The sequence below is a fragment of the Micrococcus sp. CS26 genome (genome assembly GCF_055522295.1).
In genome coordinates, this window is record NZ_JBVFVY010000033.1 from 1 (window position 1) to 12,185 (window position 12,185).

Annotated in this window: 10 protein-coding genes and 1 tRNA gene; 5 read left to right on the top strand and 6 right to left on the bottom strand. The window is 73.7% G+C overall.

The genetic code is table 11. From position 1 onward, the window contains the following. Nucleotides 1–22 precede the first annotated feature (22 nt). Complete coding sequence (locus tag ACZ1IK_RS10540; RefSeq protein ID WP_082067610.1) at nucleotides 23–1,282, bottom strand: cystathionine gamma-synthase; 1,260 nt, start codon at nucleotides 1,280–1,282, stop codon at nucleotides 23–25. Between the two features lie 61 nt (nucleotides 1,283–1,343). Continuing rightward, nucleotides 1,344–2,909 carry a pyridoxal-phosphate dependent enzyme gene (locus ACZ1IK_RS10545; RefSeq protein WP_036317690.1) on the bottom strand — a complete coding sequence of 522 codons (1,566 nt, stop codon included), beginning with the start codon at nucleotides 2,907–2,909 and terminating at the stop codon, nucleotides 1,344–1,346. A 162-nt stretch (nucleotides 2,910–3,071) separates the two neighbouring features. Between ACZ1IK_RS10545 and ACZ1IK_RS10550 the strand changes: the two genes are divergently transcribed. Then, nucleotides 3,072–4,100, top strand: a complete 1,029-nt coding sequence (locus tag ACZ1IK_RS10550; protein ID WP_044659543.1) for a DNA-3-methyladenine glycosylase family protein — start codon at nucleotides 3,072–3,074, stop codon at nucleotides 4,098–4,100. Nucleotides 4,101–4,305: 205 nt separating this feature from the next. Then, complete coding sequence (locus ACZ1IK_RS10555; protein ID WP_041103583.1) at nucleotides 4,306–4,770, top strand: hypothetical protein; 465 nt, start codon at nucleotides 4,306–4,308, stop codon at nucleotides 4,768–4,770. 15 nt (nucleotides 4,771–4,785) lie between these two features. Here ACZ1IK_RS10555 and ACZ1IK_RS10560 read toward each other — a convergent pair whose 3' ends face one another. After that, complete coding sequence (locus ACZ1IK_RS10560; protein WP_044659542.1) at nucleotides 4,786–6,540, bottom strand: AMP-binding protein; 1,755 nt, start codon at nucleotides 6,538–6,540, stop codon at nucleotides 4,786–4,788. Nucleotides 6,541–6,760: 220 nt separating this feature from the next. Next, a tRNA-Tyr gene (locus ACZ1IK_RS10565) sits at nucleotides 6,761–6,842 on the bottom strand. A 209-nt stretch (nucleotides 6,843–7,051) separates the two neighbouring features. Here ACZ1IK_RS10565 and ACZ1IK_RS10570 point away from each other — a divergent pair. Then, nucleotides 7,052–7,540, top strand: coding sequence for a YajQ family cyclic di-GMP-binding protein (locus tag ACZ1IK_RS10570; protein WP_002856881.1), 489 nt, complete (start codon nucleotides 7,052–7,054; stop codon nucleotides 7,538–7,540). 40 nt (nucleotides 7,541–7,580) lie between these two features. Beyond that, nucleotides 7,581–8,084, top strand: coding sequence for a hypothetical protein (locus ACZ1IK_RS10575; protein WP_036317679.1), 504 nt, complete (start codon nucleotides 7,581–7,583; stop codon nucleotides 8,082–8,084). Between the two features lie 187 nt (nucleotides 8,085–8,271). Here the strand turns inward: ACZ1IK_RS10575 and ACZ1IK_RS10580 are convergent, their stop codons facing one another. After that, nucleotides 8,272–9,567: an MFS transporter gene (locus ACZ1IK_RS10580; protein ID WP_044659541.1), complete on the bottom strand. Its 1,296-nt coding sequence runs from the start codon at nucleotides 9,565–9,567 to the stop codon at nucleotides 8,272–8,274. 41 nt (nucleotides 9,568–9,608) lie between these two features. Beyond that, nucleotides 9,609–11,027, bottom strand: coding sequence for an FAD-dependent oxidoreductase (locus ACZ1IK_RS10585; protein ID WP_044659540.1), 1,419 nt, complete (start codon nucleotides 11,025–11,027; stop codon nucleotides 9,609–9,611). A 142-nt stretch (nucleotides 11,028–11,169) separates the two neighbouring features. Here ACZ1IK_RS10585 and rarD point away from each other — a divergent pair. Beyond that, the coding region (gene rarD, locus ACZ1IK_RS10590) for an EamA family transporter RarD (RefSeq protein ID WP_044659539.1) at nucleotides 11,170–12,185 on the top strand (1,016 nt) is incomplete at its 3' end.

A 12,185-nucleotide genomic window follows, 5' to 3' on the forward strand; every position in this document is an offset into this window, starting at 1 on the left:
ACCTCTGGCGGACGTCGGCGGGTCAGAGGCTGCCCAGAGCCCGCTCCAGGTCCGCCACGAGGTCCTCGGCGTCCTCGATGCCCACCGACAGGCGCAGCAGGTCGTCCGGCACGGCCAGCTCGGTGCCGGCCACGGAGGCGTGGGTCATCTCCGCCGGGTAGTTCATCAGCGACTCGATGCCGCCCAGGGACTCGGCGAGCTGGAACAGGCGGGTCGACTCGGCCACGCGGCGGGCCGCCGCGGCGCCGCCGGACAGGCGCAGCGAGACCATGCCGCCGAAACCGCGCATCTGGCGCTGCGCGAGGTCATGGCCGGGGTGGTCCGGCAGCCCCGGGTAGAGCACCTGGGAGACCTCGGCGCGGCCGGTGAGCCACTCGGCGACGGCCTGGGCGTTGGCCTGGTGGCGGTCCATGCGCACCCCGAGCGTCTTGAGGCCGCGCGTGGTCAGGTACGCGTCCATGGGCCCGTTCACGGCCCCCGCCGCGAACTGCTGGAACTTCACCTGTTCGGCGAGTGCGGCGTCCGGGATCACGAGCGCCCCGCCGATCACGTCCGAGTGGCCGCCGATGTACTTCGTGGTGGAGTGCACCACCACGTCCGCGCCGAGGGCGATCGGGGACTGCAGGTACGGCGTCGCGAAGGTGTTGTCCACCACGAGCAGGGCGCCGTGCGCGTGGGCCGCCTCGGCGACCGCGGCGACGTCGGAGATCTTCATCATCGGGTTCGACGGGGTCTCCAGCCACACCATGACCGGTCCCGTGGCGGCGGCGCGCTCGACGGCGGCGGCGACCTGCTCGGCGTCCCCCATGTCCACGACGACGTGCTCCACGCCCCACGGGGCGAGCACGCGGGAGATGAGGCGGTAGGAGCCGCCGTACACGTCGTTGCCGAGCACGATCGTCATGCCCGGCCGGCCCGCGCCCATGATCAGCGCGGTCTCCGCGGCCAGGCCGGAGGCGAACGTGAGGCCGGTGGCCCGGGGGGCGCCGGACTCGTCGACGCCGGCCTCGAGCGCGGCCAGCTGCTCCTGCAGCGCGTCCCGGGTGGGGTTGGTGCCGCGGCCGTAGTCGTAGCCGCGCCGCAGCTCGCCGACGGCCGTGGGCGCGTAGGTGCTCGAGAGGTGGATCGGCGGGACGACGGCGCCGAACACCTCGTCCAGGTGCTGGCCCGCGTGCACGGCGCGCGTGCCGAAGCCTCCCCCCTGGGGGTGGGCGGCGGCGTCTTCGGCGCCGGTGTCGGGGGTGGTGGCGTGCGGGTCCTCGTGGACGTTCTGCTCGGTCATCTCGGGAGCCTCCTCGGAGAGATCGGGTCGGGTGGGGCGGGCGCGGCCGGTGCGGCCGGCCTCAGGCGGTGACGTGGGCGAGGACGTCGTGCAGGGTGACGACGCCCTGGACGCGGCCGGCCTCGAGCACCAGCAGCACGGGGTCCTGGGCGAGGCGCCGGGCCACGGCGCGCAGCGGGGTGCGCGCCCCCAGGCAGGGCAGCACGGGGCCCATGACGTCGGCCACGGGGGTCTGCGCGGTGGCCCGCCCCTCAGCGAGGGCGTCCGCGAGCGCGGCGGAGGAGACGGTGCCGCGGACCTCGCCGATCCGCAGGTCGTGCCGGGGCTCGAGGATCACGGGCAGGGCGTCGACGCCGTACCGGTTCATGGTCGCCACGGCGTCCGCCACCGAGGTGGTCGGGGCCGCGGTGACGAGGGTGGGCACGGAGCCCGGGAACAGGTCGGCCTTCTCGGTCAGCAGCTCCCCCGCCGTCGCGGACCAGCGGTCGGCCTCGGCGGGGGCGCCCGCGCGGGTCGCCGGCTCGGCGTCGGCGTGCTCGAGCACCTCGACGGGCGTGCCGGCCCCGCCGGCGGCCCCCGTGGCGCCGTCGTCGTCCATCTGCGGGACCGCCGAGCGGGTGCGCCCGCGCGCCCACGCCGGCAGCACGGTCTCGCGGACGTCGTAGTCGAAGCCGCGCTCGTCCATCCACGGGTCGTTGAAGATCTTGGCGAGGTAGCCGCGGCCCGAGTCGGGCAGCACGATCACCATGACGTCCTCCGGGCCGAGCTCGCGGGCGGCGCGCAGGCCGGCGACGACGGCCAGACCGGAGGAGCCGCCCACGAGCAGGCCCTCCTCGGCGGCGAGGCGGCGGGTCATGGCCAGGGCCTCGGCGTCCTCGACGGCGATGACCTCGTCCGGGACCGCGGGGTCGTAGTTGTCCACCCACATGTCCTCGCCGACACCCTCGACGAAGTAGGGCCGGCCGGCGCCGCCGGAGTACACCGAGCCGCTGGGGTCCGCGCCGATCACGCGGACCGGACCGGACGGGCGGTCCGCCGAGACCTCCTTGAGGTAGCGGCCGGTGCCCGTGATGGTGCCGCCCGTGCCGGCGCCCATCACGACGTGGGTGACGCGGCCGGCCGTGTCCTCCCAGATCTCGGGGCCGGTGGTCTCGTAGTGGGAGGCCGGGGCGGCGGGGTTGAAGAACTGGTTGGGCTGATAGGCCCCGGGGATCTCCCGCACGAGGCGGTCGGCGACCCCGTAGTAGGACTCCTCGGACGTCGGGTCCACGGCGGTGGGCGTGACGACGAGCTCGGCGCCGTACGCGCTGAGCACGTCCCGCTTCTCCTGACCCACCTTGTCCGGGGTGACGAACACGGTGCGGTAGCCCTTGAGCTGCGAGACCAGGGCCAGCCCCACGCCCGTGTTGCCCGAGGTGGGCTCCACGACGGTGCCGCCCGGGCCGAGCAGGCCCTCGCGCTCGGCCTCCTCGATCATCTTCAGCGCGATGCGGTCCTTCACGGAGCCGCCGGGGTTCAGGTACTCGACCTTCACCAGGACGGTGGCCTCGATGCCCTCCGTCACGGAGTGCAGCTTCACGAGCGGGGTGTGCCCGATCAGCTCGAGGACGTTCTCGGCGTACTGCATGGGCTGCGCAGGGGTGGGCGCGGGGGTCTTTTCACTCACGCACCCCACGCTACGCCAGGGGCCGGACGCCGAAGGAGGGCTCCGGACACGCGGGGCAACGCCCGGCGTGCGCGCCGTCACGGCCGACGTCGTCCTGTCCGGGCCCGGGTGTACGGTGCGGGCATGACCGCCCCGGACGCCGAGCGCCGCGTGCGCGTGCCCGTCCCCGTGGACGTCGCGCTCACCCTGCGCCCCCTGCAGCGCGGTGCGGCCGACCCCACGGTCCGCGCCACACCGCAGGGCGTCTGGCTCACTCTGCGCTCCCCCGCCCCGGACGTGGCGTCGGGCGGCCCGGGCCGGCCGACGTCGTTGCTGGTCTCCGGCGTCCGGGAGGCCGCAGGGGGCGGCACCGCGGTGACGGCCCGCGCGTGGGGCGCGGGCGCGAGCGCCGCCGTCGCCGGCGTGGAACGCCTGCTCGGCCTGCACGACGACGGCTGGGACGCCTTCGACGCCCTGCTGCGGCCGGACTCCGGCGCGCCCGCGCTGCCGCCGCACGTGCGCGAGGCGCGGCGGATGCGGGCCGGGCTGCGGCTGCCGGCGGCGGGCGCGCTGTCCCGGCAGCTGCTCACCGCCGTGCTCGAGCAGAAGGTCACCCACGACCAGGCGCGGCACGGCTGGCGCACCCTCGTGCGGCTGGCCGCCCGGATCGACGACGACGGGCCCGCCCCCGGCCCGGTGCCGCCGGGGATGCTGCCGCCGCCGACCCCGGCCGCCGTCCTGCGGATCCCCTCGTGGGACTGGCATGCGCGGGCCTGGGTGCAGCCCTCCCAGTCGCGGACCATGCTGGAGGTCGCCCGGCGGGCCGCGAGCATCGACCGGCTCGGCGACGCGGTCGCCCCCGGGGACACGGCCGGGGTGGCCGCGCTGGCCCGGCGCCTGGAGTCGGTGCCCGGGATCGGGCCGTGGACCACGGCCGAGGCGCTGCAGCGCAGCCACGGGGCGGCGGACCTCGTCTCCGTGGGCGACTACCACCTGGCGCAGTACGTGGGGCAGGTCCTCACGGGACGCCGGACCGACGACGCCGGGATGCTCCGCCTGCTCGCGCCATGGGCCGGGCACCGGCAGCGGGTGGTGCGGATGATCGGGCTCTCCGGAGAGCGCAAGCAGGCGTTCGGGCCCAAGCTCGCCCCGGCCGACCACCGCGCCCACTGACGCGACGCCGGGCCGGCCGAGGCCGTGCCGGCGCGTCCGCGCGACCCCTCCGCTCCTGCACAGGCCGCTGCTCCCGGCGTGTCCTCCCCAGCCCCGGCCGGGTCCGGCCGGCCGCCCGCCCCGGGTTCCTAGCGTGGGCGATGCCGCTCCGACCGGTGCGGCGCCGCCGGGACCCTGATGAGTCCCCACCCGGGAGGAGACCGCCATGACCACCGCCTTCGAGCCCCGCCCGCACACCGCCGCCGCCCCGCGCGAACCCGACCCGCACGGCCCCGGCACGCCCGGCTCCCTGCGTCCGGGCGAGCGCGGCTCCGTGCTCATCGTGACCCGCCACCCCGACCCGGACGAGGCCATGCGGCACGCGATGGCCTGGATCACCGCCTTCGAGGAGGACTGCGGCCTCGTGCTGGACACGGACGAGACCGCGCTCTACGCCGTCGGCCGAGCGGGCGACCTGGGTGAAGCCCTGCGTCGCGGCCCCCTGGTCCACGAGGACGGCAGCCCCGCCGACACCTCCGCGTTCGTGGACGCGGTGCTCGCGGACGGCACGTGGCGCCTGCGCGACGCCGACCCGCGGGCGTGGTCGACCACGTACCGTGCCACGATCCTGGGCGCCGCCCCCGAGGCGGTCTGCACCATCTGGGACGTGTTCCCGCTGCCCGCCGCCTGAGGGTGACGGTCGTCGTCAGCCCGCACCCTGGGCGTGGGCCTGGGCCTGGACGACCTTCGCGCCCTCTTCGCGCAGCTCGACCTTGCGGACCTTGCCGGAGACGGTCATGGGGAAGGCGTCGAGCACGCGGACGTAGGCCGGGATCTTGAAGTGCGCGATCCGGCCCGTGGCGAACTCGCGGACGGCGTCCACGGTGAGCGGCTCGACGCCGTCCTTCATGATCACGCAGGCCATGAGCTGCTCGCCGTACTTCTCGTCCGGCACGCCCACCACCTGGACGTCCTGGATGTCCGGGTGGGTGTAGAGGAACTCCTCCACCTCGCGCGGGGAGATGTTCTCGCCGCCGCGGATCACGAGGTCCTTGATGCGGCCCTCGATGCGCACGGAGCCGTCCTCGTCCATGGAGGCGAGGTCGCCGGAGTGCATCCAGCCGTCGGCGTCCAGCACCTCGGCGGTCTTCTCGGGGGCGTCCCAGTAGCCGAGCATCACGGAGTAGCCGCGGGTGCACAGCTCGCCCGTGGCCCCGCGCGGGACGACCTCACCGGTGGCGGGGTCCACGATCTTCGTCTCCACGTGGGGCATGGTGCGGCCGACGGTCTGGGTGCGCACCTCCAGGGAGTCGTCGCGGCGGGTCATGGTGGACACGGGCGCGGTCTCCGTCATGCCGTAGCAGATGGCGACCTCGGACATGTGGAACCGGTCGATGACCTTCTTCATCACCTCGACGGGGCACGTGGAGCCGGCCATCACGCCGGTGCGCAGCGTCGTCAGGTCCAGCTCGTCCGCCTCGGGCCGGGCGAGCATGGCGATGAACATCGCCGGCACGCCGTACAGGCTCGTCGCGCCGGTGGCGGCGACGGCCCGCAGCGCCGAGACCGGCTCGAAGCTGCGCGCCGGGATGACGGCGAGCGAGCCATGGGAGACGGTGGCGATCACGCCGATCACCATGCCGAAGCAGTGGAAGAACGGCACCGGGATCACCACGGTGTCCTCCTCCGTGTAGCCCAGCAGCTCGCCGATGTGGAAGCCGTTGTTCAGCACGTTGCGATGCGTCAGCGTGACGCCCTTGGGGAAGCCGGTGGTGCCCGAGGTGTACTGCAGGTTCACGGGGTCCGCCGGCCGGGTGGCGGCCTCGCGCGCGGCCAGGTCCTCGTCCGAGACCCGCGCGGCCCCGGCCAGGAAGGCGGCCCACGTGCCCTCGGCCACGGGATCGGCGGCGTGCCGGCCGGCCACGTCACCGTCCTGCACGTGGGCGTAGGCGTCCTCGCCGCTCCCGGCCGGCAGCATGATCAGCTGCCGCAGGTGCGGCGCCGACTCACGGGCCACGGCCCGCGCGGTGGCGGGCGGGTCCATGCGTGCGTCCGCGCAGGCCACCACCAGCCCGCGCATGTCGCACTGCTCGACCACGTACGTCAGCTCGTGGGCGCGGTACGCCGGGTTGAGGTTCACGAGGATGACGCCGGCGCGTGCCGCGCCGTAGAGCAGCGAGACCCACTCGGCGACGTTGGGGCTCCACATCCCGATCCGGTCCCCCGCCTCGTAGCCCGCAGCCATGAGCGCCTTGGCCACCGTCACGGACTCCTCCCGCAGCTGCCCGTAGGTCCAGGTGCGTCCGGTGGCAGGGTCCCCGTCCGGTCCACACTCCAGGAGGGCGGCGCGGTCGGCGAACCGGCGGGCGGTGTCGTCGAGGTTCTGGGCCAGGGTCTGCTCGAGCAGCTCGACGTCGGTCGGTCCCTGGGTGAAGGACTCGGGGGCGGTGGACTCGGTCATCGGGCGCTCCTCGCGGACGGTCGGGCGACGCCGCACGGCGTCACGATGCACGGCCGTGCCGCCGCCGGACCGCGGAGGGCATCGGGTGTGACACGGACCACAGGCAGGCTACGTCGCCTGGCGGGAGGCCGCCACCTCCCGGGGCGGGGACGCGGGGTGTGCCACGGCCCCGGACGGCAGAAGACCCCGGGACCGTACGGTCCCGGGGTCTTCGTTCCGGTGGCAGATACTGGATTCGAACCAGTGAAGGCAGTGCCAGCTGATTTACAGTCAGCCCCCTTTGGCCGCTCGGGAAATCTGCCGTGCCACCCGGCGGCTGCCGGACGTCTCGAGGACGACCGCACCGGTCGGGCGAGAGTCCACTGTACAGCATCTCCGCGCCACGCCGCCAATCGGCCCGGGACCGCGTCCGTCGTCCCCGGTAGGCTGGCCCGCAGAGCGCTCCGCGCGGCCCCGCAGTGGCCGTCGACGACGGGCGCGCCCCGTCCGCAGACCCTGAAGGAGAGCACCCGTGGCCAGCGATTCCACGTTCGACGTCGTCAGCAAGGTGGACAGCCAGGAGGTGTCCAACGCCCTGAACCAGGCGCAGAAGGAGATCGCCCAGCGCTACGACTTCAAGGGCGTCGGCGCCGAGATCGACTTCTCCGGCGAGAAGATCCTCATGAAGGCCTCCTCCGAGGAGCGCGTCAAGGCCGTCAAGGACGTGTTCGAGTCCAAGCTCGTCAAGCGCGGCATCTCCCTCAAGTCCCTCGACGCCGGCGCCCCGTTCGCCTCCGGCAAGGAGTACCGCATCGAGGCGACCATGAAGGAGGGCATCGACCAGCCCACCGCGAAGAAGATCACCAAGCTGATCCGCGACGAGGGCCCCAAGTCCGTCAAGGCCCAGATCCAGGGGGACGAGCTGCGCGTGTCCTCCAAGTCCCGCGACGACCTGCAGTCGGTCATCGCGATGCTCAAGGACTTCGAGGACGCGGACCTGCAGTTCGTGAACTTCCGCTGATCCGCACGCCGTCTCCCCTCCGAGCCCACCAGGAGTCCCCATGCTGTACCTGATCGACCCTCGCGGGGCCGTGTGGTCCGCCGACACCACGATCGGCCGGGCGCGGGCCCGGGCCCGCGTGGACGGCCGCCCGGTCGACGACCTGAAGTTCACCAAGGCCGCCATGCTCCTGACCTTCGAGGACCATGTGGACCTCGCGCTGCGTCACGGCATCGCCGCCCCGCGCGGCCTCCTCCTCGACCACGGGTTCGTGGCCCAGGTGCTCGCCCCCGCGAACCTGAAGGCCCAGCGCGCCAACCAGGACGCGATCGCCGAGCAGCTCGCGGTGGTGGAGCGTCGCACGGAGGACGTCGGATCGCTGCGCTCCCACCGGCACGCGGCCGCCTACGAGGGCGCGGACCAGGATCTGGAGCGCCGCATCAAGAAGGCGGAGGAGGCGGCCCGCGAGACGCTCCAGGCGGCCCCGGACGAGGACCTCGTCCGCCACTGGACGCGCCTGGGCGGCGCGGTGCCGGCCACGCTCCAGGCCGACCGCGACCGCTGACCCGCCGGCCGCCGTCGTCGTGGTGGCTCCCGTGGACGGCGGCTCAGGCTGCCGCGAGCCAGACGTTTCGGCGGTTTCGCGGCCCGATCTGCAGCAGAATCATCTGGCTCACGGGCAGAAACGTCTGGCTCGGCGCTCCTCGGCGGTCGCGGGCTCGCAGCCTCCCGCCACGGAACCCCGCGCCCGCTCAGGGTGTGGGGTTCCGCGCGTCGTAGCGCAGGAAGCCGGGCTCCCACCGCATCAGCGCGGTCACGCCGAGCATGCACAGCACACCGCCGGCCAGCAGGGTCGGCCCCTCCCCCAGGCCCACGGAGGCGCCGCCGGTGAGCAGCTCGCCCAGGCGCGGCCCGCCCGCCACCACGACGACGAACACGCCCTGCAGCCGGCCGCGCAGGTGGTCCGGGGTCGCGGACTGCAGGATCGAGCCGCGGAAGACGCCGGAGAGCGAATCCGCGGCCCCGCCCACCGCCATGCACAGCGCGGCGAGGGCGAACGCGAGCGTGAGGCGGGGATCGCCGTCGGGCAGGGACTGCGCCCACCACACCACGCCGCCGAACGCGGCCACCGCCGCGCCCCACACGAGGATCGAGACGTACACGCCCCAGCCCTGCGCATGCAGGCGTGTGAACGGCGCGGAGAACAGCCCCGCGAGGAACGCGCCCGCCGCCATCGCGGCCAGCAGCACGCCGACGGCGGCCTCACCGCCGCCGAGCACCACGGCGCCGATGGCGGGCAGCAGGGCGCGCGGGAACGCCGTCGTCATGGCCACGATGTCCGCGAGGAAGGTCATCCGCAGGTTCGGTCGCGAGCCGAGGAAGCGCAGGCCCTCGACCACCGAGGCCAGGCCCCCGCGCGTCCCCGAGGCGGCCGCGGCCTCGCCCCGCTGCGGCGGCAGGGACGGCAGCCGCCACACGGCGTACAGGGCGGCGAGGAAGGTGACGACGTCGATCGAGTAGGTCCACGCGTAGCCGACCGCCGCCACGAGCACGCCGCCCAGCACGGGGCCGACCATCAGGGCCACGGAGAACGTCATCATGTTCAGCGCGTTCGCCGCCGGCACGAGCGGCAGGCCCACGAGCGCGGGGATGATCGCGCCGCGGGTGGGCTGGTTGATGCCGGACGCGCCGGAGTGCAGGGCCACGAGGGCGTACAGCACCGGCACCGACTCGAGCCCGGCCCAGGCCTGCGCGGCGATGCCGACCGTGGTCAGCCACATGACGGCCGACGAGGTCAGTGCGACGCGGCGGCGGTCGTGCCGGTCCGCGATCGCGCCGCCGTACAGGCCCGCGACCACGAGCGGCACGAGCGCGGCGAGGCCGAGCAGGCCCACCGCGAACGAGGAGCCGGTCAGGGCGAACACCTCGAGGGACACCGCCACGAGCGTGAGCTGCGTGCCCACGTACGCGAGCGTGTTGCCGAGCCACAGCCGCCGGTAGGCGGGTGAGACCCGCAGCGGGGTGATGTCGACGAGGAGGCGGGCCACCCCGGAAGCCTAGCGCCGGGGCGGCCAGGGCCCGCCCCGGATCAGGCGGTCGGGACGGAGGCCCCGTCGCGGGAGATGCGGGTCATCTCCTCCCGGTCCACGACCTTCACCCGCTCCCGCGCCACCGGACCGGCCTCCGTCGCCTGCGCACCCAAGGACTTCTCGTGGTCATCCAGAGCATGCCAGCCGGCCCACGTGGTGTACGGCACCTCACGGGACTCGAGCAGCTCGATCACCGACTCCTCGGAGGGCTCCTGGGCCGTCCACAGCCCCGGCTCGTCCTCGATCAGATGCTTGATCGTCTCCAGGGAGTCACCCTTGGTGTGCCCGATCAGGCCCACCGGGCCCCGCTTGATCCACCCCGAGGCGTACAGGCCCGGCACGGGGGCACCGTCCGCGTCGAGCACCCGGCCCTGCGCGTTCGGGATCACCCCGCGCACCTCATCGAACTCCACCCCCTCCACGGGCGAACCGAAGTAGCCCACCGCCCGGTAGATCGCCTGCACCGGGTAGTCCACGGTCTCGTCCGTCGGGCGGACCCCACCGGAACCGTCCAGCTCCATTCGGCGCATCCGCAGGCCGTCCACCCGGCCGTCGCCGTCCTCGTCCAGGAACTCCTCGGGGGCCTGGAGGAAATGCAGGTGCAGCCGACGCGAGGCGCTCTGCTGACGGTCCTCCTGCTCCATGAGCCAGTTCGTCAGCGTCCCCACCATGGTGCGGACCTGGTTGTTCTCCTCGATCGCCTTCTCCGAGGCCTCATCGAAGTCGAAGTCCTCCTCGTACAACACGATGTCCACATCCCGGGAGTGCGCCAGCTCCCGCAGCTCCAGCGGGGTGAACTTCACCTGCGCCGGCCCGCGCCGGCCGAACACGTGCACATCCGTGACCGGGGAGGCGGCCAGGTCCCGGTACACGTTGTCCGGGATCTCGGTGGGCAGCAGGTCCTCGGCATGCTTGGACAGGATCCGGGCCACATCCAGGGCCACGTTCCCGTTGCCGATCACCGCCACCTGCGTGGCCTCCAACGGCCAGTGCCGCGGCACATCCGGGTGCCCGTCATACCAGGACGCGAAGTCGGCGCCACCGAACGAGCCGGCCAACTCCACCCCGGGAACGTCCAGGGCCGCGTCCCGCACGGCCCCGGTGGAGAACACGATCGCGTCGTAATGCCGACGCAGATCCGCCAGGCTCAGGTCCGTGCCGTAGTCCACGTTCCCGAGGAAACGGATGTCCCCGCGGTCCATGACCTTGTGCAGGGCGGTGACGATGCCCTTGATGCGCGGATGGTCCGGGGCCACCCCGTAGCGGATGAGGCCGAACGGGGCCGGGTACCGGTCGAACAGGTCGATGCTGACCCGGAAGTCCCGTTCCTCCTTGGTCAGGATGTCCGCCGTGTACACCCCGGCGGGTCCGGCACCGATGATGGCGATGCGCAACGGGCGGTCAGGGCGAACGGTCACGGTGGGTGGGTCCTTTTCGACGACGGCGGGGCACGCCGGCGGAGCGCGGGGCAAGGCCCGGCACCGGCGCGCGGGATCGACCCCCCAGTCTACCGCCGTGACCGGGAGGAACCTGGGTGAGAGTGCTCACCCGGACCGTACAGTGGTCCGCGTGAGCCCCTCCTCCCCCGCTGTCCGGCCCGGCGTGACCCCCGACGGCGCCGCCCCCGACACCGGCGCCCTGCCCACCGTCTCCCCCGCCCCGGCCGATGACCCGCGTGGGCTGGCCCTCGGCTTCACCGCCTACTTCGTGTGGGGCCTGCTGCCGCTCTACATGGCGGTGCTCGCGCCCGCCGGGGCCCTGGAGATCGTGGTGGTGCGCATCGGCTTCGCCCTGATCTTCTGCCTGCTGCTGCTGACCGTGATGCGCCGCCTGCGCGAGCTGGGGACGGCGCTGGCCACGCCCGGCCGCTGGGGCACCACGGGTCTGGCCGCCGGGATCATCGCGGTGAACTGGCTGCTGTACGCGGTCTCGGTCACCACGGGCAACGTGCTCCAGGCGTCGCTGGGCTACTTCATGAACCCGCTGGTGAATGTCCTGCTCGGCGTGCTCTTCCTCGGGGAGCGGCTGCGGCGGGGCCAGTGGGTGGCCGTCGGGATCGCGGTGGCCGCCGTCGTCGTGATGTCCGCGGCGATGGGGCAGGTGCCGTGGATCGCGCTCGGGCTGGCCACCTCGTTCGGGCTCTACGGCTTCGTGAAGAAGCGCTTCCCCTCCCCCGTGCACGCGGTGACCGCGATGACCGCCGAGACCGTGGTGCTGATCCCCGTGTTCGTGGTGGGCAGCGTGCTGCTGGCGCAGGCCGGGCTGCTCACCACCGTCACCGAGGGGCCCGGCCACTTCTGGCTCATGGCCGGGCTCGGCGTGCTCACCGCCGTTCCGCTCATCCTGTTCTCGGCGGCGGCCCGCTCCCTGACGCTGACCACGCTCGGGATGCTGCAGTACACGGCGCCCATCCTGCAGTTCCTCGTGGCGGTCACGGTCCTCGGCGAGCAGATGCCCGCGGCCCGCTGGGCGGGCTTCGGGCTCATCTGGCTCTCGCTGGCGGTCTTCACCCTCGACCAGCTGAACGCCTCCCGCCTGCAGCGTCGGGCGGTCCGGGCCGGGCAGGGCGCGCACGC